Below are 21,916 nucleotides of genomic sequence, written 5' to 3'. Positions count from 1 at the left end.
CTGGCTTTTTCCCTTATGATCGGCTATGCCCAACGGCGAAAAGCTACACACCCCTTTTGCTGACCCAGTAAAATGACGAGGATCTGATGTTCAAGACTTTGGATGATGCAAGCGTCTCCGGTAAAATCGTGCTGCTGCGCGGTGATCTCAATGTGCCGATGGCCGACGGTAAAGTAACCGACAAGACCCGGATCGAGCGTTTGATGCCGACCGTCCGCGAACTTTGTGAAAAGGGCGCGCGCGTGGTGATCCTCTCCCATTTCGGCCGGCCCAAGGGCCAGCGGGTGCCGGAAATGTCCCTGGCCCCGATTGCCCCGGCCGTCGCCGAGGTTCTGGGCGCACCGGTCGCCTTTGCCGATGATTGTGTCGGATCCGTCGCCAGTGACGCCATTGCCAAGCTGGACGACGGCCAGGTCCTGCTGCTGGAAAACCTGCGTTATCACCCGGAAGAAGAAAAGAACGATCCCATGTTCGCCGCCAAACTGGGCCAATTGGGTGACCTTTATGTGAATGATGCTTTCTCTGCGGCGCACCGGGCGCATGCCTCCACCCACGGGGTCGCCAAGACCCTGCCCGCCTATGCCGGACGCAACATGCAGGCGGAACTGGAAGCCCTGGAAGCGGCCCTTGGCAATCCGGAAAAACCGGTCGCCGCCATTGTCGGCGGCGCCAAAGTATCCACCAAGCTGGCGGTTCTCACCCATCTGATCGAAAAGGTTGATGTGCTGGTGATCGGCGGCGGCATGGCCAACACCTTCCTGCATGCCCTGGGCACCGATATCGGGGCCAGCCTGTGCGAGAAGGATCTGGCGGAAACCGCACGCGAGATCATGGCCAAGGCCGACCAGGCCAATTGCGAGGTGATCCTGCCCTCTGACGTAGTCGTCGCTAAGGAATTCAAGGCGGGTGCCGAAAACGAGGTGCGCCAGATCGCCTCCGTCCAGAAAGACGGCATGATCCTGGACATTGGCCCGGACAGCGCCACCGCCCTGGCCCAGCGCCTGGAAACCTGTAAGACATTGCTGTGGAACGGCCCCATGGGCGCCTTTGAGATCGAGCCCTTTGACGCCGGCACGGTTAAAGTCGCCCAGGCAGCCGGTAAGCTGACCGCCAATGGCAATCTTGTCTCCATCGCCGGAGGCGGCGATACGGTCGCAGCCCTGGCCCATGCCGGTGTTTCCGACAAATTCACCTATATCTCCACCGCAGGCGGTGCTTTCCTGGAGTGGATGGAAGGCAAGGAACTGCCGGGCGTCGCGGTATTGGAGAAGTAATCCGAGGGAGGGTCGATATGATCAGGGCCGGAATAGCATCTTTCCTGGCACTTGCCGGAACACTGCTTCCGATAGCCATTGCGTCCGCCGAGATGCCGGGCAAATCCTATCATATCGACCCGGCCAGCCTGCCCAAACCTTATGCGACCGCGTCAGCGGTCAATCCATCCCGATATAATCCAAGCCCGTCCGACGCACGGATCAATTTACCGATCGGTTTTCAGATCAATCTGTTTGCCGATCAGTTGCAGCATGCACGCAATATCAAGGTCGCCTCTGACGGCACCGTCTTCATGGCGCAATCCAGGCGCGGGCGCATCCTGCTGCTGAAGGATAGCGATGGTGATAGCCAAGCCGACATCCGGGAATTTTATGTCCGGGGCATGTCCCGCCCCCATGGCCTGGCCATTCATGACAGCTGGCTTTATTTTGCCGATACCGACCATATCTGGCGCATTGACTGGGTGCCGGGCCGTACCCGGCCCAAGCGGGCACCGGAAAAAATCACAGCAGAAGGCGCGCTTGGCGATGGCAGCGGCCATTGGACCCGCAATATTGCCATCAGCCCCGATGGCAAGACTATGTTTGCCTCCATCGGCAGCCGTGGCAATATCGGGGAGGAACCCCTGCCCCGTGCCAGCATCCAGAAATTCAGCCTTACCAAGAACGGTTTCCTGACCGACCAGGAAACCTATGCCACCGGCCTGCGCAATCCTGTTGGAATTGGTTTCAATCCGGCAAATGGAAGGCTTTATACGGTTGTCAATGAACGCGATGGCCTGGGCGACGGCCTAGTCCCGGATTATTTCACCTCCGTGCGCGCAGGCGGCTTTTATGGCTGGCCCTATGCCTATATCGGCCCCAACCCTCAACCGGACTATGGCGAACGCGCACCGGACATGGTTGCGAAATCCATCATCCCGGATGTCCTGATCCAGTCACACTCGGCACCGCTTGGCTTTACCTTCCTGCAAAACGCTGATGTACCGGAAGATTGGAAGGATGATGCGCTGGTCGCGCTCCATGGTTCGTGGAATGCCGCCCGGCCAACCGGGTATAAGATTATCCGGGTGCCGTTTGAAAAGGGCAAACCCACCGGCGGTTATGTGAATTTCATGACCGGTTTTCATCTCAACCCAGAGGCCGAAGATGGGGCCGCCAGCATCTGGGGCCGCCCGGTCGCGCTCGCCGTCATGCCCGACGGCTCGATCTTGTTCAGCGAAGATGCCGGCCAGAAGATCTGGCGAATTTCCAGACTCTAATTGCAAGGCACTAGGGACGGCGGGCCAACAGGATCAACCCTTTGACATCCTCGCCATATTCACTGCGCAACACCGCCCGGTCATAGTTCTCGATCACAAAACCCACCGCCCGGATCGCGGACAGGACATAATCCTGTTCATGGGAATAGCGTCCGCTTGGATGCAGGTGGTAGCGCGCGGTGTCCGGCCGGGTTTCCAGAGAAAAGGCAAATGTCCCGCCCGACCGAAGGCTGTCATGGGTCGCCGCAAAAGCCTCTTCCAGAGCCCCGAAATAACAAAGCACATCCGCCGCGACCACAAGATCATACTGTCCCCGCCGGCTTTTCAGAAACGCCACCAGCTCTTCTTCCGCCAGGTCATCATATAGGCCGCGGTCCGCCGCTTTTTCCAGCATGCCGGACGAGAGGTCCACCCCGTCCATGCGGTTCGCCAGCGGCTTCAGCAGCGGGCCGCACAATCCTGTACCACAACCGGCATCCAGGATATCCAACCCCGTTATGCCTTCCGGCAGATGCTGTTTAACCAACGTTTCCAGCAATTGCGGCGCGCAATAACCCAACTCCTCCAGTTTCTGGTCGAAATCCTGGGCAAAAACGTCAAACACATCCGCCACATAGGCCTCGACGGCCTTTTCCGGAGGGGTCAAACCGCCAACGGCCGCCCCCATATGGGCCGCATCCGGATTGTCAGGAAAGCGTTTTACCCAGTCACGGGCAATCCGGGCCGCTTCCTGCTCCGCCCCACTGTGAAAATAGTCATAGAGCGCCCGGCCCAGGTTGGAATGGGCAACCAGATCCTCGTCATCCCGCTCGATGGCGGTCAGCAGGGCGCGGACCGATTTCTCCGACTCTTCCAATTCATAATAGGCCAAGCCCAGCTTGCCATATTCCTCGAACCCGTCAGGATCCAGATCCAGGTTTTTCTGCAGACATGCCGCCGCCACTTCATATTCATCCAGCTGGATCGCAATCTCGCCGCGCCAGCCCAGGGCCTCCAAATTGTCCGGATCCTGCGCTAGCACGGAATCATAAAGCTTTGCTGCCGCTTCATACCGATCTTCACGATATTGATCCATTGCCGCTGCCAGCAGGCTGTCCAGGTTTTGTCCGTCCGTCATGAAATATCGTCTCCGGATAAAAATTCTGCTCCGCCGCTGCAATCCCTCTTGCGTGAGCGAGCCGGCAATTCCAATATCAGCCCATGAGCACACGCAAGGAACATAAAGGCGGTTATCAGACCACCTATTTCGACGGCGATACCGTTGAGACCGGCAAGGGCGAGCGCGGCCCGAGGGTCCGGCGCGTGCCCAGCGGTGATTCCGTTGAGCGCCTTGTATGCCCCGAATGCAACTTTATCAACTATGAAAACCCGCTGATGGTGGTCGGCGCCGTGGTCACTTTCGGTGATAAATTCCTGCTGTGCAAACGCTCGATCGAACCAAGGGCCGGTTTTTGGACCATCCCGGCAGGCTATATGGAGCTGCATGAAACGCCCTTGGACGGTGCCAAGCGGGAAGCGGTTGAAGAGGCCAACGCCGCGATCGAGATTGATGCACTGCTGGCGATCTATACGATTCCCCGAATCTCACAGGTCCAGATGATCTATCGCGCCAGCCTGCCGGAACCCCATTTTTCACCGGGACCTGAAAGCACCGATGTCGGGCTGTTCAGCTGGGATGAAATCCCCTGGCAGGAAATCGCCTTTCCGACCGTCCATTGGGCCTTGAACCATTTTCAAGAAGTCCGGGGGCAATCCGCCTTCGCGCCATTCACCAATCCGGAGGGTGCCACCGGCACCCTGTGACCGATGCCGCCTCCGCTCAGGCGGCGTCATCTCCTCCGTCTTCTTCCTCATGCTCGACAGCATTTTTTGAAATCATCGGCATTTGGCTGAGGATAAAGACAAAGGTTAGGCCGGTGAGGCCGAAAACCTTGAAATTGAACCAGAATTCCTCCGACAAAGTGCGCCAGACAAATTCGTTCAAGGCCGCACTGGCCAGAAAAAACCAGATAAACCGCCAGGTCAGCGTGCGCCAGATTTCATCCGGTAAATGGAAAGCCATATTAAAGATGCGCTTCAACCAAAGCCGGTTCAGCAACAGGCTGACCCAGAGCAGGCCCGCAAACAGGATCTGCACGATGGTCGGTTTCATCTTGATATAGGTTGCATCCTCGAAATAGACCGTCAGCCCGGCAAAGAACAAAACGAAGCCCGAGGTAACGAGAGGCAAGACCGGCACGCGCCGGGCAACCACCAGCGAGAGCAGCACCGCCGCGGCAGTGGCGATCAGGATCACCTTTGTCGCAGCCACCAGGTCTTTATCGGTGAAAAAATAATAGGCGATGAAATAGGCGGCCAATGGCACATAATCCACCACCGGCTTCAGCCATTTCGGCTCTGCCTTTTCCGCGCGTGTTTCCGATTGGGTCAAACCTGATACTCCCTTATTCATTGGCAGGGCCAGATATAGGCCTTCCTGTTGGCAGGCGCAACCGAACAGCCCTATAGTGTTGAGCATGTTAATAAATATGCAACAGGCGGTGCACCCATGATTGGCATCGGTTTCCTTTGTCACGCCGAGAATGACAATGTGAATGAAATGGCCCGGCAGATGGCGGACGGCTTTCTGGCCGAAGGCGTCGACTACCGCCTGATCGACACCCGCCAAAGCGGCGCGGGGCAGGAATTGCTGGATCTGATCAGGGAGACGGACGGCAACTGTTTCCTAAATTGTTTCAACAATGTCGGCCTGCCTACAGCCGGTGACAGTCCGGTTCTTGATGCCATCAACGACGCCTTCATCCCGGTCTATTCATGGTATCTGGATCACCCGATCATCAATGCACCGGAATTCAATATCCCGGTCAAGAATCACATCATCACGCAAACCTCCCCCCTGCATGTGGAATTCCTGGAAAAATACCCCATCCATGATGGCAGACCTCTCTATACGCTGCCCCATGCCGTGAATGTGAGCGACAATTTTTCCTGGGACCAGGAGAAAACCATTCCTTGCCTGTTTGTCGGCACCATAGGCGCCCATCCGGATGAACAGCGCAATCAATGGGCCGGGCAATATGGAGAGCGGGTGGCCGAAAACCTGAACCGGATGGTCGAGCTTTATCTGGGCGGCCTGCCGGGCGGACTTGAAAACTATCTGCTCAAGGGCCTGGACCAGCAGGAAAAGGAGCGCCTGGACTGGCCATTGTTACGGTCCTACGCCATTGTTCTGGACCGGTATCTGCGCGACCGGATGAAACTGATCATGGCCCAGCTTTGCCTGGATGTTGGCGGCCTGGTTGCCGGTCCAGGATTTGACGCATTGCTGTCGGCCGGCACGGCCGACCAGTTTCCCGGTGCGGTCCCGGCGGATCAGGTACCGGCATTGGTGCACCAATCCCGCCTGATGATGTCACCACAACCGGAATATTACCAATCCCATGAACGGTTTTTCTTTGCTGCCGCCGGGTCCGCTGTTCCCATCACCGGCCAACAGGACTATCCAGCGCAATGGCTGGATCAAGGGGTTGTGAAAGTGGATTACCGGGACCCTTCAGGCAATCGTGACCGGCTGATGGCGGCGCTGCAGGATGAAGACCTGCTTGCCCAAAAGGCACTTGATGCCTATTCAGCGGTCAGGGAACGCCATCAATATCAAAACCGGGCCTTAGAGATCCTGCGGCATCTGGCAGAGGTTTCCCATTAGGCCCAGCCGTTGAGCACCACGACACCGATGGAAACCAGCCCCGCAGCCAGATAGCGTCTGGCGGTGAAGCTCTCTTTCAAAACAACGGCGGCGATCACCGTGGCCAGTAAAGAAGAGGTTTCCCGGATGGAAGATACAGCCGCCATGCTGCCCAGGCTCATGGCAAAAATCACCAGACCATAGGCCAGATTGCTGGCCATTGCGCCGCCAAGGCCGGTGATCCAGTTCCGTTTCAAATGGCTGACAAAGGCCCGGCGCTTCCAGAGCAGAACCCAGACCAGGAACGGCAGCCCTTCCAGGATATAGAGCCAGAGTATATAGGAAATTGGCGCGCCAGAGCGGCGCACGCCCATGCCATCCAGGACCGTATAGCCGGCAATCCAGCACCCGGTCACCAGTGCCAACAGCACCGGTGTCCGGTCCCGCCCCCGCGGCCAGCCGCCTTCAAAGGCCAGCATCATGATCCCGGCTGACGTTACCATCACCGCCATCATCCCCATGGGAGAGAGCATCTCGCCCGCAAAGATCCAGGCGCCGGCCGCAACAAGAAGTGGCGCTGCCCCCCGTGCCAGCGGATAGACCTGGCTGAGATCGCCATGCCGGTATGAGAGAATCAGGAATGCGTAATAGCCGTAATGAACCAGGGTAGAGGCTATAAGATAGGGCCAGGCTTGATGATCCGGGACCTCAAGAAAGGGAACCGCCACCATCCCCGCCAACATGCCGCCCAGAGAAAGCGTGGCGAAAGTCAGCACCCGATCCGCCGCTGATTTGACCAAGGCGTTCCAGCTGGCATGCAAAACCGCCGCAGCAAGAACCATCAAAATAGCCAGGCCATCGAGCCCCATAACCGCCCCTCCACGAGTGCAATAACAAGATTTCACCAACATTATTCCAACTAACCGTATGTAATCAAAAGAGGCTTTGTCATACAGGCATGAGTATTTATTCATGTTAATCGTCCTGAAGGCGCCTTCAGATATCAATGGATTGCTACCCAATCTGGTCCTGGCTGTTTCCCGCCGTTGCCAAGTTCCTTCGGTAAGCGGTATAATATTGCCATGTCTGATAATGGTTCTTCCATCTCGGGACCGCGCGGCCTACAAACTCCCGCGGTCAGCCCACAAAAAGTCACCGACCGACCGCAGACCAGTGGCGGCCGTACGGCGGCGCGTGCGGCCCGACCCGATCAGGAAGAACAGACGGACCTCGACAATGCCTTTGGCCGCCTGGATACCCTTCTGGCGCGGGACGACGGCGGGGAACCGCGATCAGATGTGCCGACCCGCGGGTTTTATCTCAACATACTGGTTTAACGGGTTTTCAAAACGCCAGCTTGCCTGATAAGAATTATAAAATAGTAACAAGGATATAAGGGACCCTATGGCACGCTTTGACTTCTCCCGGCTATCTGTCCTCGTCGTCGAAGACAGCCAATTCATGCGCAGTCTGATTATCGGCATCCTCAGGGCCCTTGGTGTCGAGAGGATCTTAACGGCTGAAAATGGTGAGGAAGCCATTGCGGTCATGTCACCAGGTGGCAAGAAAACCCAGTCCATGGTCGGCATGACCGGTGTCGATATCATCGTCTCCGATATGTTCATGCCGGTGGTAGACGGGCTTATGTTCCTGCACTGGATCCGCCTGTCGGATAAGTCACCGGATCGGTTCCTACCTTTCATCATGATTTCCGCCGCCGCCGATCGAGATGTAATTATCAAGGCCCGCGATGCCGGTGTTGATGAATTCCTCGCAAAGCCCTTTTCCGCCGCCAACCTGGCCTCCCGCTTCACCCAGGTGATCGAACATCCCCGACAAGTCGTCTATTGCCCGACCTATTTCGGACCGGATCGCCGCCGGCGCAATATTCCAGCCAAGGAAGAAAAGCGCGTCAACACGCAAAATGACGTGGAAATAATCCATTCGGGCAAGGAAATGGCCGCGCTGAAAAACAGCAAGAAGCGTGTCTGGTATATCCGCCTGCCAAAGAAACTGAAAACCAAACTGGCCACCGGCTTTGGCGGCAATGACGAACCGGCCTTTGATCCGGAATTGCTGGAAGCGGCGGAAGCCAAGATTGCCGACATGGAGGGCGATTACGCCGATTGGGTGGCCGAAAGCATTGAAAAGCTGGTCCAGGCCCATCACCGCTCCATCGAGGATATGGGCGATGAATCCTGCAAGGAACATATGGCCACCATCCATTCCATCGCATTGGAATTGCGCGGCCAGGGGGGCATCTTCGGCTATCCGCTGATGACCCAGTTTGGTAAATCGCTTTATGAATGCACCGATGAGGAATCCGAAGCAACACCGTTGCTGCTGGATCTGATCAACAGCCATATCGACCTGATCAAGGTTGTCATGTCCCAGAAAATTAAAGGCGATGGCGGCAAGATCGGCAAAGAATTGATGCAGAGCCTTCACGAAGCCAAGATGAAGTTTAAGAAAAGCCAGGACGACTAAGCGCGTTCTGGCCCCTTTCCGACAGTATCAGGCGTTTTTCTTGTTAGCCATCGTGCCGAGTAGGATAGCACCGATGGTCGCGCCAATACCGACCACATGCATTGATGATAGCGTTTCCTGCAGGAAAAAGGCCCCGCCGCATACCGCGCTCACCGGCAACACCGCGGTAAAAAGGCCTGACTGGCTGACCGGCACATGGGCTGTGCCAAAGAACCAAAGCATATAGCTGATCACGCTGGATGTGACCGCGTAATAGAACAGCAGCAGCCAGACATCCGCCGGAACCGATACCAGATCCATGGCGACAAGTTCCGGCAACCCCAGCGGCAGGAACATCACCAGCGCCGCCAAATTCAGCCAGGCCGTCGCCGCCAGCGGACTGAGCCGCCCGGACGCGCGCTTGGCAAAGATCACAAACAACGCCTCGCAAAAGACCGCGCCGATCACGAAACCGTTGCCGATCAAGTCGCCCGCTGCGCCCTGTGCATTGCCGCCCAGGTTCACCAGCATCACGCCACAGACTGCCAACGCGATGATCATCAAGGCGCGCATCGTCAGTCGTTCCCGGAAAAACAAGAACCCCAGCAGGGCCACGGCGGCCGGAATGGTGCTGGTGATGATGCCCGCATCAATGGAGGAGGTGCGTTCAAGCCCCCATAGAATGAACAGGTTGAACAGGAATACCCCGATAAAGGCCTGCCCCAGGATCGCGCCCCCGCCGGAAAGGCCCGGTGCTGGAATGCGGCCATATTTCATCTTCAACAGGGGAAACAGGATCAGAATACCGACCAGCCCGCGGATCACGGAAAAACCAAAAACCGGGAAATGATCCAGCAACATCTTGCCAACCGGAATATTCAGGCCGACCAGGATCATGGCGGCAGCAAGGGAAAGATAGGCGAAGGGCATGGCGGTTCCAAATTCAATCACAAAGCGGATGCAGCATGTCTAACAGGCATCTGCGCCGCCAGCTTGTAAGATATTGCGCTTAATAGAGCCCCGCCTGCCGGGCCGCCATTCCCGGGGCCACACCATAGATCTGTTTGAAATAACGGGTGAAATGGGACTGATCAAAAAAACCGCTGTCGAGGGCGGCCTCAGTCGCATTATGCCCTGCCCGAAGCAGCGTCATGGATTTCGCCACCCGCCGATGGGTCAGATAGCTAAAGGGCGTCACACCGATCGCTTTCTTAAATGATCGGACAAAATGATACTTGGAAAGCCCAGCCAGTGCCGCCAGCTGATCCAACTCATAACTTTCCTCCGGCGCATCCGCCAGCAGGGATCTAACGCGCTCCACCGCGCCAAAGGCACCGGCCTGGCGATCCGGCCTTTCGGTTCCATGATGGCACACCAGACGCCCGGTGATTTGAGCCAGCAAACTATCGGTCGCAAGCTTGTCTTCGCGTTCCAGATAGGCGTTGTGCAGCCGGTGCAGCCCTGCCGCCAAGCACCGGTCTTTTGCCGCGCTGGGTGCAATCTCAGTATTGTTTGACCAGACCGCCCCCAAATCATCCGCGGCCTCGTAGAGAATGCCGGGTTCCAGATAAAACATGCGGAACGCCCTTCCCTGATCGTCAATGGGCGTGCCGTCATGCACCTCACCGGGATTGGTCAGCATCACATCCCCCGCCTCCGTGATGCGGGAATGGCGGCCATAAACCGAATCCTGTGCGCCTGCGACCATATATCCGATGCCAAAGGCATCATGGCTGTGTTTGGGATAGGCATGGCTGGGCAGCCAGGCGGTTACAGGCATCACATCCGCACGGTTGGTGGCATGAAAAGAGACACTGTCCGCTTTTCCCTTGCCCCCATCAATCCGGATTGTCCTGTCTGCCTGCATCGCTTTCCCCTCTTGGAAGGGGCCAAGCATATCAGATCGCCACTGCAAGTCACTTGTATGATATTGCTGTTGATCCCAGTCCTAACGATTCGTCACCCCGGACGTGATCCGGGGTCCAAGACAAATTTCTCAGGCGACGGCGGTTTACAGCCCCTGGATCCCGGCACGGTGGCCGGGATGACAGAACCTAAATGAAAATCAGGGAATTGAACGCGCTTAGTCTGCCAAGCCCATCAGGCTCTTGGCATAGGCATCCGCCTCAAAAGGTTTCAGATCATCGGCGGTTTCGCCAACGCCGATGGCATGCACGGGCAGGCCGAATTTTTCCGCCAGCGCCACCAGCACGCCCCCCTTGGCCGTGCCATCCAACTTGGTCACCACCAGGCCGGACACATTCACGATCGACTGGAAGGTTTCCACCTGGGAATGCGCATTCTGGCCAACCGTCGCATCCAGCACCAAGAGGGTGTTATGCGGCGCGCTTGCGTCCAGTTTGGCAATCACACGCACGACCTTTTCCAGCTCCGCCATCAGGTCTTTCTTGTTATGCAGACGCCCGGCGGTATCGATCAACAGCAGATCCGCGCCTTCGGCCCGCGCGCTTTCAATCGCGTCATAGGCCAGGCCTGCCGCATCCGCGCCGGTTTCCCGTGCCACCACTTTGCATCCGGTCCGGTCGCCCCAGATTTTCAGCTGTTCGACCGCGGCCGCACGGAAGGTATCGCCCGCCGCCAGCATGACCTTCAGCCCCTGCGCGGAATAATGCTGTGCCATTTTGCCGATGGTGGTGGTCTTGCCCGAACCGTTGACTCCAACCACCAGAACCACATGCGGGCCTTTCGAGCGGTCAATTTCCAGCGGCTTGGCCACGGGATCGAGAATAATGGCGATATCCTCAGCCAGCGCGCCGCGCACCTCCTCGTCGGTGACTTCCTTGTCAAAGCGCGATTTTGCCAGCGATGCCGTCAGCTTCGCCGCCGTGACAGGTCCGAGATCCGCCGCAATCAGCGCCTCTTCCAATTCTTCCAGCGCCTCATCATCCAGCTTGCGCTTGGTGATGACACTGGAAATGGAGGAAACAATTTTGGTGGAGGATTTGGAAAGGCCGGATTTAAGTTTTTGGAACCAACTCATGCGGCGGCCTCATGGGCCGGTTTTGCCAGCAACATATTATTCTCTACCCCTGTAATCACTGCATGCACCAGGGCACCGTCCTCGACCGGGCGGTCGAACCGGACCTGGGTAAACTGTTCGGTGCGGCCAACGCCGTTGCGCTCGAAAAGCACCATGGCTTCTTTTCCAATTTGAGCCGCGAGGAATGCCGCTTCCCGCTCTGCTCCCTTGGCGCGCAGGCGGGCCGCGCGTTCCTTGCGCACGGCCTTGGGCACCGAATTTGGAATCTTTGCCGCCGGTGTGCCTTCCCGTTCGGAATAGGGGAAAACATGCAGCCAGGTCAGGCCGCATTCATCCACGATCGCCATGGTATTTTCGAACATTTCCTCGGTCTCAGTCGGGAAACCGGCAATCAGGTCGGCACCGAAAACCACCTCGGGCCGGGCGGCGCGCAGGCGCTTGCACAGGTCAATCGCCTGATCACGCAAGTGGCGGCGTTTCATCCGTTTCAAGATCATGTCATCGCCCGCCTGCAGCGAGAGGTGGAAATGCGGCATCAGACGCTTTTCCTCCGCCAGCAGGCGGAACAGATCCTCGTCCATCTCAATGCAGTCGATGGACGAAATCCTCAGGCGCGGCAGATCCGGCACCGCGGCCAGCAACCGGCGCACCATTTGGCCCAGCTGTGGCTTGCCTGGCAGATCCTCGCCATAGGACGTGATATCCACCCCGGTCAGCACTACTTCCTTGTAACCATTGGCAACCAGCTCGCGCACCTGGGCGACCACCTCGCCCATAGGAACCGAGCGGCTGTTGCCGCGGCCATAGGGGATGATGCAGAAGGTACAGCGATGGTCACAGCCATTTTGTACCTGGACAAAGGCACGGGCGCGGCCCTCAAGGCCTGCGACCAGATGACCGGCGGTTTCCTCCACCGACATAATGTCATTGACCAGGACTTTTTCCGTCACATCCAGGCCAAAGGCATCGGGCTTCATCTTTTCCATATTGCCGACCACCCGGTCGACTTCCGGCATCTGGGCAAAGGCGTCGGCATGCACCTGGGCAGCGCAGCCGGTCACAATGATCTGGGCGTCGGGATTGTTGCGTCTGGCGCGCCGGATCGATTGCCGGGCCTGGCGTTCGGCCTCTGCGGTCACCGCACAGGTGTTGAAGATCACCGCGTTGGTCAGGCCTGCTTCGCGCGCATTATCCAGCATCACTTGGGATTCATAGGTGTTCAACCGGCATCCGAAAGTGACAATTTCCGGATCCGCATCGGGGCGTTGATCCGGGTTACTCACAGGTCCAGCTCCCCGATAAAGGCAGTGGCCACTGCCCCGGTCATCAGCACATGGCCGTTTTCCAGCCATTGCATTTTCAGAACCCCGCCATCCAGCTCAATCTCCGCCTGACGCGCGCTCAAACCGCGGCGCACGGCAGCAACCAGGGTCGCGCAAGCGCCCGATCCGCAGGCCAGCGTCTTCCCGGCGCCGCGTTCCCAGACACGCAGCCGGATGGATCCGTTCGGCCGGATGGTAGCCAGCTCGACATTGGTGCGTTCGGGAAACAGCGGATGATGTTCCACCTGCGGTCCCAGTTTTTCCAGGGGCAGGCTGTCCGCATCCTCAACAAAGAATACACAATGGGGATTGCCCATACCAACCGCCACCGGGTTTTCCAGCGAACCCAACTGTATCGGCAGGGACAGGGTATCCATTTCCTCCGACAGCGGCACATCGCGCCAATCGATCAGGGCATTGCCCATATCAACGGTGATATCACCCGCCTCGGCGGCGGTTGCATGCAGGTTGCCGCGCCGGGTCTTGATCAGGACCTGATCCAGGCCGCGTTCCTTCATCGCAAGCGACGCGACACAACGGGTCGCATTGCCGCAGGCCCCGGATTCGGACCCGTCCGGATTATAAATCCGCATGAACAGATCCGCGTCCCCTTCGACCGCTTCCATAATGATCAATTGGTCACAGCCAACGCCAAAGCGGCGGTCAGACACCAGGCGTACCTGATCCGTCGTCAGGGACCATTGTCCGTGGCGGTTGTCGATAACGACAAAATCGTTACCCAGGCCATGCATTTTCCTGAACGGAATCATTTTTAATACGCTCTTGTCTGAAGCAGGTTACGGGGCACCATGCAGCGTACCATGACGCGCAAATCAATCGGGTGCAACCGGTTCTTACGCGCGCGTTATAAGGCCAGTAACGGGCAAAAGTCCAGCCTTTTGCCCGATTTCCGCCCGGGACGGTGATACCGGCCCATTATTTTCGGATCAGACGCGCCGCGAAAAACCCGTCCATGCCGCCCTTTTCCGCCCAGTAACTGGGCAGGCAGCGCAGATAACCATGATCCGTGATGGCTTCTTCCAATCCAGGCAGATCCGCTTTGACAAACGGCTTCAGGGAGAGTTCAACCACCGCATCCAAAAGACCTGCGATCTGGGCTTCACCCTCTTCGGGCTGAAGCGAACAAGTCACATAAAGGATCTCGCCGCCCGGACGAACCATGTCCAGGCTGGCCAACAATAACTTCCGCTGCAGCTCCGCCAATTCCTTCACATCATTGGGCGAGCGGATCCATTGCAATTCCGGATGACGCCGAATGGTGCCGGTGGCCGTGCAGGGCGCATCCAAAAGGACAATATCTGCGGGCTTTTCCGGTCGCCAGGTTTCCGCATCCGCCTCAACCACCTGCGCACGCTGGCCGACCCGGTCCAGATTGGCCTGCAAACGTTTCAAGCGGCCACCATGCCGGTCCACCGCCGTAACGGAGGCCCCGGCTGCGATCAGTTGCATGGTTTTGCCGCCCGGCGCAGCACAAAGATCAATGACCGTCTTCCCGGTCACATCGCCCAGCAGCTTGACCGGCAGGGCAGCCGCCGCATCCTGCACCCACCAATGGCCGGCCTTATAGCCTTCCAACCCCGGCACAGCGGTACCGGCGGGCAGACGCAGCGAACCCGTGGGCAGCCGATCCGCGCCCAGTGTTTCCGCCCAGTCATCCGCATCATCCTTCACGGTCAGATCCAACGTAGCCCCGGCAACATGCGCCGTTGCAATCGCCCTCGCCGTAGTTTCGCCATAGGCGGCTTCCCAGGATTTCCATGCCCAGGGGCGGACATTTAGTTTCGGATCGGACAGATCGTCAAACAGGGCATCGCCCTCACGATCCACCCGACGGAGAATGGCATTGACCACCCCTTTGTACCGAAACAGCGGTTTGCGGCCCGCCAGCTCAACGGTCTGGCCGACCGCGGCATGGGCCGGTGTCTTCAGATAAACCAGCTGCGCCAGGCCCAGTTGCAAGATCCGGCGGACCTGGCCCTTATCTCCTTCGGGCGGTTCCTGCAGCAAACGGTCAATCAACGCATTCATCTGGCCCATATGCCGGGCGACGGTCAGCACCAGCAGTTTGGCAAAGGATTTGTCCCGATCTGACAAATCGGCGAAATCCCGGTTGCCAAAACAAGCATCATCCACGGCCAGATGTTTATCCATCACCGCACCAAGCAAGGTCAGGGCAACCTGCCTTGCACTCTTGGGCCGCGCTGTGGTTGGGCGGGCATTGGGGTTGCCCGGTTTTCGTGCGCGGCCGTTACGGCCATGCGCGCTTTTGGAAGAGAATCTGTCAGTCATGAGACTGGTTATGACCCCATGCCCGCCCAAAAGAAAGCCTTATCACCATCTTTCCCGGTCAGGCACCATCCAACACCCGGTTTTCCCGCAAGTGATCTGACAGTTGCAAAAGTATCTCCGGTCGGCCGGCGGCCTGGTCGGCCCCCAGATCCGGTGCTGTCGGCCAAGAGCCATCCTGCCAGGTATGCCCCTCAAATATCCGCGGGCCGCCATAGCGGGGAATCACATGATAATGCACATGCGAATCCACCATCATCAACATCAGATGATTGATTTTGTCATAGCCGAAACACTGTTTCAGGGTCTGTTCGATCACCCGGACCATGCGCTGGTAATCCGCGCCGGCCCCTTCCGGCATGGCCGAGAGCCTGGTCTGATAGTTACGCAGCGACAGGATCCCAGCCCCCAGTGTAGGCTGCTGCGGTCGCACGCTCCAACGCCAGAAATCTGTCTGGTGAACCTGTAGCTCCGGTATCCTGAAATGCGTATCAAATTCTGCAAGGCTATTTGTCATGACGGTTTCTCCGGCCCTCATCGCCTTTTGCTACAACGCCTTGATCCCAGATTCGCACGCGTTTCGGCAATCTTATTCCGTCCCGTACTCCTTCCCGGCCAGGCTTTGCCGCGTCTTTGCCTCCAGACGGAACCATTCCACATGCCCGATCTTGGCAAATCATCATTTTGCACACATATTATGCCTTATGAACAAGCTTGCAGAACTTTTGAAATTCGCCCGGTCAACGGATGGCAAGGCCCCGGAAGCGGAGCCCGCCCAGGATCAGCCAACCCCGGAGGCCAAAGGCCATGATTCCCGTTCCCTAGCCGAAGAAAAGGCGGATCTGGCGGGCGAAAAATGGCGCAAGATGGCTGAGGCCAATGGCGAGATTGATATTGAAATCGGTGGCCCGAAAGGTCTGGAGCCGACCCGTTACGGCGATTGGGAACGGGCCGGCCGTTGTGTGGATTTCTAAATCGCAGTCCGTCTTACAGGATTAACCGGCAATGCGGTCGATGAACTTAGCCAATTTTTCATCCCGTTCGGACAGACCGTTACAGTCATGGGTGGTCAATGTCACCTCAACGCGGTTATAGACATTGAACCATTCCGGATGATGGTCCGCCTTTTCCGCCTGGATCGCGACCCGGGTCATGAAACCGAAAGCTTCATTAAAATCTTTGAATTTCAGCTTCCGGATGATGGCATCACGGCCATCCACCTCTTCCCAGCCGTCCAGTTCCCGCAGCAAAGTTGCCCGTGCGTCAGCTGACAGTTTTTCAACCATTTTCTCTTTTCCCTTTCCCTATTCTTGTTCATAGAGGCTTTCTTCCAAAGCCTCGGCTGAGTCGGCTTCAATGATTTTTCGTGCCAGGTCAAACCCAAACCCTTGCCGCGCCAGTGCCGCCAGGTCCTTATCCCGCTGTTCTTCCCGGTTTTTTATCCGATAGGGACCGATCCGGCGACGTTTGGCATAGGCCACCGCGGCTGTTAGGTCCAGATCCGCAGGCTGTTCTTCCGCCGCCGCCTCAAGCGCAAGGTCAATATCTTCTGAAGCGACACCCTTTGCCCGCAATTTCATGCGCACGGTTCTTGGCGCATTGCCGCGCCGGAGAAGGCTGGTCACTTTTACCTCTGCATACTGACGGTCATTCAGCAGGCCCAGCTCCTGAAGCTTGACGATAATCTCATCAATCCAGGCGGCACCCTCTTCCGGGTTGGTGCTGTGGTCGCGCGCGCTTTTTAACACGCGGCGCATCAAGACCTGGCGTAGATTCTCGGAACTGCTGGCGAAACGCTGCAGGTAAAAAAGCGCCCCGTTATGCAGGCGGCTTTTGGTAATCGGCCTGGATGGGCGCCTATTCCGGCCACCCTGGGTGTTTTGCTTTTTTTCTTCCCCGTTATCCATTTGATTTTTAATCATTAAATGAGGGTTTTCCGATTCATGACCTGTTTTTTTTCGTTGCTTGTGATGGCTATCACATCCCTGTCGCGATGCCCACAGTATTATCATTTTCACAAGACAAAGCTAAGGCTAAGTACCAAGGTGAAGTTTTGCCGGAACGATCGATGGTTGAATATCCTGCCCCTCCCATCCAGCATCGGTCGCTCGGGTTTCAAGGCCGGTGACGCATAGATCATGCGTCACCGGTTTTTTTATGCCTAAGTCTTTCTCATAATTACGCTAACTTTCTCTTTAGCCTTTTATGCTAGGCTTCTGCCTGATCAGGGCCTTAGTCCCTTTCGCCAACTGCCGGGTGACATTATTGGCAAAGAAACAGGATTTTGCAGATCGAGGAGTTTATGTCGGTTTCCGGGGACGGGGACTGGAGGCTGTTCGCTGCCGGAAAGCAAAAACAGAAAATGATGTTTATGAAGCCTTGATCGTCAATTGGAGCGGGGACAATTCGCGAAGCGGCGACATGATCATGCCTTTCATGGGTTTGAAGGACTGGCGGACACTGAATTTCTTTGATGAAACGCTTTTCCTGGCGGTTCAGGATTACGGCAAGGTGACCCAGGGCTATATGGATCCCCTGGTGATGCGGAATCTGCGGCTGAAAATCGTCGCCGATCATGGGGATGAATTTGAAGTGTCTCAGGCTCAAGCCGCCATGGAGGTTGAGGAACGTGATACCAGAGAAACTTTTCTAGAAGTGCTCGCTCTATTTTCCAGGGATTATGGTGCCCGCGCCGGGGATGAGCAATTACGTCATGTTACCCGCAAAATTTTGATGCGCCTGATGAGCGAGGATCCCGATACCGTTTATAAGCTGGCAAGAGAACTGGCCACCATCATGGGCCGCCTATCAGGTGCTTCCGGCGATGTGCTGGCCCGGCGGATCGAATTTTACAGTGAGTTTGCCGCGCCGATTTGTTCGCTTGTCTCTGGCGACAACAGCCGTGACATCGGCTATCTGTCCCGGCAATTAGGCGAATTGGAAAAACTGGCAGACGAAATCAAGGATTATGCAGGCCTTAAACGCGGCGAATTATCAACCTTTGCCAACAAGATCTATGAAAATGCCCAGAAATTTGTCGATTACGCCCTGATCAAGGCACAAGATATCCAGGCGCTGATCCTGGATAACACCGCCTATATTGATCCCGTGAAATTCAAGGCCATGCAAAAGGAGCTGAAAGAGAACCGCCTCTACATCTCTTTTGCGTTGGATGGCTGGGGCGGTCATTCTATACGCTGGGCCAAGGCGAAGCTGGAAGGTGCCGATGCCTGTAATGATGTGATTGTCGATATGTACCGGGCCATGCCTCAACCCACTAAGGAGTTGGAAGAAGTGTCGTTGCGCGGATATGACACCAAAGGTGCCGGTTTACGAACGGGTTCCGTGCGAGAGATGCATAGCTGGGATAGTGAAGAGCGCGACGACGAGCTCTATAACCGGGTTTTACAGGGAAAATTACAATCAACTGACGATCCGGAAGCCAAAAAGCACCGGGAGAAAGAACGGCAGAAGGCTCGGGATGAAAGTAAGGCGCTTCTGGATGATGTGCTCAATCTGGTTGCTGGCGGCACACCTGCGAAAAAGCCGTGACGGGGAAAATCCGTTCATCTTGAGCACCTGCCCTTGAGAAATAAGGCAGTAATGCCTAAATCGTAAATTTCCCGTGCAAAGGCGATTGGTTTTATTTCATGCAAGTGGCGTCTCCCAGGCGATTTGGGCTGATCAACTGGATCGGCCTTTGGAATCTCTATCTCAAAGAGGTTCGCCGGTTTCTCAATGTTTTCACACAGACCGTTGCGGCCCCTGTGGTCACCACCCTTTTATTTTTGGCCATTTTCAGCCTGGCGTTGGGGCGGGCGGTTGAAACTGTGAACGGCACGGCCTTTGCCACCTTCCTGGCGCCTGGCCTGATCATCATGGCCATGGCCCAAAACGCATTTGCCAATACTTCCTCCTCGATCGTGATCTCTAAGATCCAGGGCAATATTGTCGATGTCCTGATGCCACCGATCAGCGCTGGGGAGTTTGTCGCCGCCTATGTCCTGGGCGGGGTCACGCGCGGCGTCCTTGTCGGCCTTGTCACCGGCCTTGGCATGTCCGCTTTTGTGGAATTACCCTTTGCCCATCCCGGCTTCATCCTGTTCCACGCGGTCAGTTCCTCCATGATGCTGGCATTGCTGGGCATGCTCGGCGGAATCTGGTCCGAGAAATTTGATCATATCGCTGCCGTCACCAACTTTGTGATAACGCCGTTTTCTTTCCTGTCCGGCACGTTCTATTCCATTTCCAGACTGCCGGAACCCTTCTATTCTGCCGCCTACTTCAATCCGTTTTTCTATATGATCGATGGTTTCCGCTTCGGGTTCATCGGTCAGTCCGATGCCAATCCCCTGCTAGGGCTGGCGGTCATGACGGGTGTGAATGTGGCCCTCTGGCTGGTGGCCTGGCGGATGACCGCGCGCGGTTACAAACTGAAAGCGTGATAGCAGGATGATTGAAGCCCCCCGAAAATATGGCATTTTGAACCAGATGGGGGTCACCACATTCATCCGGCGCGAGCTTGCCCGTGAATGGCGTTTCTTCCGCTACACCGTCTTCGGACCAGCCCTTCAAGCCGCCCTGTTTGCCGCTGTCTTCCTGCTGGCGGCAGGCGATAAGATGATCACTTTTGACGAGATTGGATTTCTGGAATTCCTGATTCCCGGCATGATGATGTCCGCCGCCATGCAAAAAGCCTTTGAATCCGGTGCCTTCTCCCTGATGGATGACAAGCTTTCCGGCCAGATCGGTGATTTCCTGAGCGCACCTTTCAATGCCTTTGAATGGTTGCTGTCCTATACAGTTTCGACATTCGTGGTCTCGGCCCTGACCGCGCTTACGGTCTGGGGCGCGCTTTGCCTGTTCGGCACCGTCGTCATCCCGCAAAACCCGCTATTGCTGCTCGGCTTCTTTGCTGCCGCCAGCATCGCCTTCACCGCTTTTGGCATCCTGTCCGCTATCATTTCCGATAAATGGGACAGCCTTTCCGCCAAGGAAGTCTTCATCCTGGCCCCCCTGGTTCTGTTGTCGGGCTCCTTCTTCCCCCTCAACGCCCTGCCCGGCGAATGGCAGATTGCCTTGCTGTTCAATCCGATCTTCTACATGATCGACGGGTTCCGCTATGCCATGACAGGCTATCAGGACAACCCGCCGGAGCTTGGCATGTTGGTCGCTTGGTTCACGGCGATCATCATGTGGGTTGCCGCCTTCATCTGCCTGAAACGCGGCTACCGGATCAAAAGCTGAACCATGGTCAGGGGGCATGCCCTCTGTTACGCTGCTGATCCATATGAACCTAGTCCCGGAAACCGGCATGCCCAAACCTCTCTTTTCCATTGATGACGCCTGGAACCTGCTCTCCAAGGGCCAGGTGGTTCAAGCCGCCCAAATTTTCCAGGCTGCCGTTTCAGCGAAGGACCAGGACCGCAGCGCCTGGACCGGCCTGTTTGTCTGCGGCGTTCTAAGCGGGCAGACAGACGGCATCGACCGTTTGGCGGAAGAACGGGACAATGCCTTTGGCGACGCAGGTTCCATGCTGTGCGATGCCCTGATATTGCTGGCCAATAACGAGGTGCTGCCCGCACTGGCATCCCTGGCGGATAGCTGGCCGTCAGAATCCCATTACCGCCCACTGGTCGATTATTATCTGGGTCATTGCCAACTGGCTCTGGGTGAGACAGATCAAGCGCTTGAGAGCCTGATGGCGGCGAAAACCGGCTTTTTGGAAAAAGGCGCTGCACTCAACCTCGATCAGGCGGACATGAACCTCTCCACCACTTATCTGCAATGCGTCAACCTGATGGACCCGGACGCGGTCGATCAATGCCTGATTGGGAAAGAACCCGCCCGCCCGCTGGAAGAAATCACCTGGCTGGATGGGGCCACAGGCAACGGCCCGGTTTTCTTTGCAGCCGCCGATGCAAAATACATCCGGCGGTTCGCTGCTGAATTCATTGCCGGACTGGCCGGTAAGCTACCGGATGGCTGTCGCCTGCATCTCCATATCATGGATCCGGATGAGGCCAGTTTAAATGAGGAAATTGCCGGTTTACGTTCCAAGGCTGGTAAAACCGGGATTGATCTGCGCTTCTCCCATCATAACAGCGCCGCCTTTGCGGTTGAGAAGGCCGCCTATTATGCCGGTACCCGCTTTCTGATCGGAGACCGGATCATCGACCATTATGGCTGCGGAATCACGGTCATGGATATTGATCTGGTGGCCAAGACCTCCCTCGAACGGTTGGCCGAAACGGTGGAAAACCAGGTTTATGCCCGATATCTTCGCCCTGATTTCGGCCCGGGCGGCATCGAATATGCTGCGGTTACCTGTTTTTCGCGGGATCAGGGCCGCGACTTCTTGCAAAAAGTCGCCCAACTGATCCGCCTACGCATGGCGGAAAGCCAGCGCCATCTTTGGTTCGTGGATCAGGCCGCCCTGTTCCAAGCCCGCCATTGGTGCGAAACAAACCTGCCCGACTTTTCCGCTGGCGATCTGGCTGAGATCGCAGCCTTTGACGATCTCTTCGATCACACCTCCGCTGAGGCAGATAAAGCCGCCATCATGAGCAGCCACGAAAAAAGGGAGGCCTGACCGCCTC

Annotated in this window: 23 protein-coding genes; 11 read left to right on the top strand and 12 right to left on the bottom strand. The window is 56.9% G+C overall.

Annotation, left to right across the window (positions count from 1 at the left end; all coding sequences use genetic code 11):
* The first annotated feature begins 86 nt into the window (after nt 1–86).
* Nucleotides 87–1,274, top strand: coding sequence for a phosphoglycerate kinase (locus DFP90_RS17240; RefSeq protein WP_115937758.1), 1,188 nt, complete (start codon nt 87–89; stop codon nt 1,272–1,274).
* 17 nt (nt 1,275–1,291) lie between these two features.
* Entirely contained in the window at nt 1,292–2,536 is a 1,245-nt protein-coding gene (locus DFP90_RS17235; RefSeq protein ID WP_115937757.1) for a PQQ-dependent sugar dehydrogenase, read from the top strand.
* A 10-nt stretch (nt 2,537–2,546) separates the two neighbouring features.
* Here DFP90_RS17235 and DFP90_RS17230 read toward each other — a convergent pair whose 3' ends face one another.
* Nucleotides 2,547–3,653, bottom strand: coding sequence for a tetratricopeptide repeat protein (locus DFP90_RS17230; RefSeq protein WP_115937756.1), 1,107 nt, complete (start codon nt 3,651–3,653; stop codon nt 2,547–2,549).
* Nucleotides 3,654–3,736: 83 nt separating this feature from the next.
* On the opposite strand from DFP90_RS17230, the gene DFP90_RS17225 reads away from it, so the two are divergent.
* A complete protein-coding gene (locus tag DFP90_RS17225) occupies nt 3,737–4,339 on the top strand; it encodes an NUDIX hydrolase (RefSeq protein WP_115937755.1) in 603 nt (200 codons plus the stop codon).
* Nucleotides 4,340–4,355: 16 nt separating this feature from the next.
* Here DFP90_RS17225 and DFP90_RS17220 read toward each other — a convergent pair whose 3' ends face one another.
* Complete coding sequence (locus tag DFP90_RS17220; RefSeq protein ID WP_181905425.1) at nt 4,356–4,967, bottom strand: septation protein A; 612 nt, start codon at nt 4,965–4,967, stop codon at nt 4,356–4,358.
* A gap of 117 nt (nt 4,968–5,084) precedes the next feature.
* Here DFP90_RS17220 and DFP90_RS17215 point away from each other — a divergent pair, with 117 nt between their 5' ends.
* Nucleotides 5,085–6,242, top strand: a complete 1,158-nt coding sequence (locus DFP90_RS17215; RefSeq protein WP_115937753.1) for a glycosyltransferase — start codon at nt 5,085–5,087, stop codon at nt 6,240–6,242.
* Here DFP90_RS17215 and DFP90_RS17210 read toward each other — a convergent pair.
* Nucleotides 6,239–7,090, bottom strand: a complete 852-nt coding sequence (locus DFP90_RS17210; protein ID WP_181905424.1) for a DMT family transporter — start codon at nt 7,088–7,090, stop codon at nt 6,239–6,241. The two genes, DFP90_RS17215 and DFP90_RS17210, sit on opposite strands and share 4 nt — an antisense overlap.
* A 213-nt stretch (nt 7,091–7,303) precedes the next feature.
* Between DFP90_RS17210 and DFP90_RS17205 the strand changes: the two genes are divergently transcribed.
* Together DFP90_RS17205 and DFP90_RS17200 are read left to right on the top strand one after the other, a co-directional pair.
* On the top strand, nt 7,304–7,558 hold the full coding sequence (locus DFP90_RS17205) for a hypothetical protein (RefSeq protein ID WP_115937751.1): 255 nt from the start codon (nt 7,304–7,306) through the stop codon (nt 7,556–7,558).
* A gap of 67 nt (nt 7,559–7,625) precedes the next feature.
* Nucleotides 7,626–8,708: a response regulator gene (locus tag DFP90_RS17200; protein WP_115937750.1), complete on the top strand. Its 1,083-nt coding sequence runs from the start codon at nt 7,626–7,628 to the stop codon at nt 8,706–8,708.
* Nucleotides 8,709–8,735: 27 nt separating this feature from the next.
* Here the strand turns inward: DFP90_RS17200 and DFP90_RS17195 are convergent, their stop codons facing one another.
* From DFP90_RS17195 to DFP90_RS17165, 7 genes are all read right to left on the bottom strand, one after another.
* Nucleotides 8,736–9,617: a DMT family transporter gene (locus DFP90_RS17195; protein WP_115937749.1), complete on the bottom strand. Its 882-nt coding sequence runs from the start codon at nt 9,615–9,617 to the stop codon at nt 8,736–8,738.
* A gap of 79 nt (nt 9,618–9,696) precedes the next feature.
* Complete coding sequence (locus DFP90_RS17190) at nt 9,697–10,554, bottom strand: helix-turn-helix transcriptional regulator (protein WP_181905423.1); 858 nt, start codon at nt 10,552–10,554, stop codon at nt 9,697–9,699.
* A 216-nt stretch (nt 10,555–10,770) separates the two neighbouring features.
* Complete coding sequence (ftsY, locus tag DFP90_RS17185; RefSeq protein ID WP_115937747.1) at nt 10,771–11,688, bottom strand: signal recognition particle-docking protein FtsY; 918 nt, start codon at nt 11,686–11,688, stop codon at nt 10,771–10,773.
* Entirely contained in the window at nt 11,685–12,971 is a 1,287-nt protein-coding gene (gene mtaB, locus DFP90_RS17180) for a tRNA (N(6)-L-threonylcarbamoyladenosine(37)-C(2))-methylthiotransferase MtaB (protein ID WP_281269701.1), read from the bottom strand. The genes ftsY and mtaB overlap by 4 nt, the downstream gene beginning before the upstream one ends.
* A complete protein-coding gene (dapF, locus tag DFP90_RS17175) occupies nt 12,968–13,780 on the bottom strand; it encodes a diaminopimelate epimerase (RefSeq protein ID WP_115937745.1) in 813 nt (270 codons plus the stop codon). Before dapF ends, mtaB begins: the two co-directional genes overlap by 4 nt.
* 166 nt (nt 13,781–13,946) lie before the next feature.
* Entirely contained in the window at nt 13,947–15,320 is a 1,374-nt protein-coding gene (locus tag DFP90_RS17170; protein WP_115937744.1) for an RsmB/NOP family class I SAM-dependent RNA methyltransferase, read from the bottom strand.
* Between the two features lie 58 nt (nt 15,321–15,378).
* A complete protein-coding gene (locus DFP90_RS17165; RefSeq protein WP_115937743.1) occupies nt 15,379–15,834 on the bottom strand; it encodes an HIT family protein in 456 nt (151 codons plus the stop codon).
* Nucleotides 15,835–16,021: 187 nt separating this feature from the next.
* Here DFP90_RS17165 and DFP90_RS23430 point away from each other — a divergent pair, with 187 nt between their 5' ends.
* A complete protein-coding gene (locus tag DFP90_RS23430; protein ID WP_115937742.1) occupies nt 16,022–16,291 on the top strand; it encodes a DUF1674 domain-containing protein in 270 nt (89 codons plus the stop codon).
* A 21-nt stretch (nt 16,292–16,312) separates the two neighbouring features.
* Here the strand turns inward: DFP90_RS23430 and DFP90_RS17155 are convergent, their stop codons facing one another.
* Nucleotides 16,313–16,603: a 4a-hydroxytetrahydrobiopterin dehydratase gene (locus DFP90_RS17155; protein WP_115937741.1), complete on the bottom strand. Its 291-nt coding sequence runs from the start codon at nt 16,601–16,603 to the stop codon at nt 16,313–16,315.
* Between the two features lie 18 nt (nt 16,604–16,621).
* Nucleotides 16,622–17,239 carry a regulatory protein RecX gene (locus DFP90_RS17150; protein ID WP_245957106.1) on the bottom strand — a complete coding sequence of 206 codons (618 nt, stop codon included), beginning with the start codon at nt 17,237–17,239 and terminating at the stop codon, nt 16,622–16,624.
* A gap of 343 nt (nt 17,240–17,582) precedes the next feature.
* Between DFP90_RS17150 and DFP90_RS17145 the strand changes: the two genes are divergently transcribed.
* The 4 genes from DFP90_RS17145 to DFP90_RS17130 all read left to right on the top strand — a co-directional run bounded on the left by DFP90_RS17145 (nt 17,583) and on the right by DFP90_RS17130 (nt 21,909).
* Nucleotides 17,583–18,869: a hypothetical protein gene (locus DFP90_RS17145; protein WP_115937740.1), complete on the top strand. Its 1,287-nt coding sequence runs from the start codon at nt 17,583–17,585 to the stop codon at nt 18,867–18,869.
* Nucleotides 18,870–18,967: 98 nt separating this feature from the next.
* Nucleotides 18,968–19,762: an ABC transporter permease gene (locus DFP90_RS17140; protein ID WP_115937739.1), complete on the top strand. Its 795-nt coding sequence runs from the start codon at nt 18,968–18,970 to the stop codon at nt 19,760–19,762.
* A gap of 7 nt (nt 19,763–19,769) precedes the next feature.
* Entirely contained in the window at nt 19,770–20,564 is a 795-nt protein-coding gene (locus DFP90_RS17135; protein WP_115937738.1) for an ABC transporter permease, read from the top strand.
* 67 nt (nt 20,565–20,631) lie between these two features.
* Nucleotides 20,632–21,909, top strand: a complete 1,278-nt coding sequence (locus DFP90_RS17130; protein ID WP_147301044.1) for a hypothetical protein — start codon at nt 20,632–20,634, stop codon at nt 21,907–21,909.
* Nucleotides 21,910–21,916 lie beyond the last annotated feature (7 nt).

Source organism: Aestuariispira insulae (assembly GCF_003385955.1).
Taxonomy (GTDB): Bacteria; Pseudomonadota; Alphaproteobacteria; order UBA8366; family Aestuariispiraceae; genus Aestuariispira; species Aestuariispira insulae.
The sequence above is the reverse complement of the archived record's forward strand: the minus strand, read 5'-3'. Positions and strand labels throughout refer to the sequence as shown.

Coding starts and splice junctions, on each gene's coding strand:
- DFP90_RS17210 (WP_181905424.1), bottom strand. CDS start 7,090: ATGGGGCTCGATGGCCTGGCTATTTTGATGGTTCTTGCTGCGGCGGTT.
- DFP90_RS17215 (WP_115937753.1), top strand. CDS start 5,085: ATGATTGGCATCGGTTTCCTTTGTCACGCCGAGAATGACAATGTGAAT.
- DFP90_RS17140 (WP_115937739.1), top strand. CDS start 18,968: ATGCAAGTGGCGTCTCCCAGGCGATTTGGGCTGATCAACTGGATCGGC.
- DFP90_RS17235 (WP_115937757.1), top strand. CDS start 1,292: ATGATCAGGGCCGGAATAGCATCTTTCCTGGCACTTGCCGGAACACTG.
- ftsY (WP_115937747.1), bottom strand. CDS start 11,688: ATGAGTTGGTTCCAAAAACTTAAATCCGGCCTTTCCAAATCCTCCACC.
- DFP90_RS17200 (WP_115937750.1), top strand. CDS start 7,626: ATGGCACGCTTTGACTTCTCCCGGCTATCTGTCCTCGTCGTCGAAGAC.
- DFP90_RS17170 (WP_115937744.1), bottom strand. CDS start 15,320: ATGACTGACAGATTCTCTTCCAAAAGCGCGCATGGCCGTAACGGCCGC.
- DFP90_RS17150 (WP_245957106.1), bottom strand. CDS start 17,239: ATGATTAAAAATCAAATGGATAACGGGGAAGAAAAAAAGCAAAACACC.
- DFP90_RS17205 (WP_115937751.1), top strand. CDS start 7,304: ATGTCTGATAATGGTTCTTCCATCTCGGGACCGCGCGGCCTACAAACT.
- DFP90_RS17130 (WP_147301044.1), top strand. CDS start 20,632: ATGCCCAAACCTCTCTTTTCCATTGATGACGCCTGGAACCTGCTCTCC.
- DFP90_RS17155 (WP_115937741.1), bottom strand. CDS start 16,603: ATGGTTGAAAAACTGTCAGCTGACGCACGGGCAACTTTGCTGCGGGAA.
- DFP90_RS17165 (WP_115937743.1), bottom strand. CDS start 15,834: ATGACAAATAGCCTTGCAGAATTTGATACGCATTTCAGGATACCGGAG.
- DFP90_RS17230 (WP_115937756.1), bottom strand. CDS start 3,653: ATGACGGACGGACAAAACCTGGACAGCCTGCTGGCAGCGGCAATGGAT.
- DFP90_RS17240 (WP_115937758.1), top strand. CDS start 87: ATGTTCAAGACTTTGGATGATGCAAGCGTCTCCGGTAAAATCGTGCTG.
- DFP90_RS17225 (WP_115937755.1), top strand. CDS start 3,737: ATGAGCACACGCAAGGAACATAAAGGCGGTTATCAGACCACCTATTTC.
- DFP90_RS17195 (WP_115937749.1), bottom strand. CDS start 9,617: ATGCCCTTCGCCTATCTTTCCCTTGCTGCCGCCATGATCCTGGTCGGC.
- DFP90_RS17190 (WP_181905423.1), bottom strand. CDS start 10,554: ATGCAGGCAGACAGGACAATCCGGATTGATGGGGGCAAGGGAAAAGCG.
- DFP90_RS23430 (WP_115937742.1), top strand. CDS start 16,022: ATGAACAAGCTTGCAGAACTTTTGAAATTCGCCCGGTCAACGGATGGC.
- DFP90_RS17135 (WP_115937738.1), top strand. CDS start 19,770: ATGATTGAAGCCCCCCGAAAATATGGCATTTTGAACCAGATGGGGGTC.
- dapF (WP_115937745.1), bottom strand. CDS start 13,780: ATGATTCCGTTCAGGAAAATGCATGGCCTGGGTAACGATTTTGTCGTT.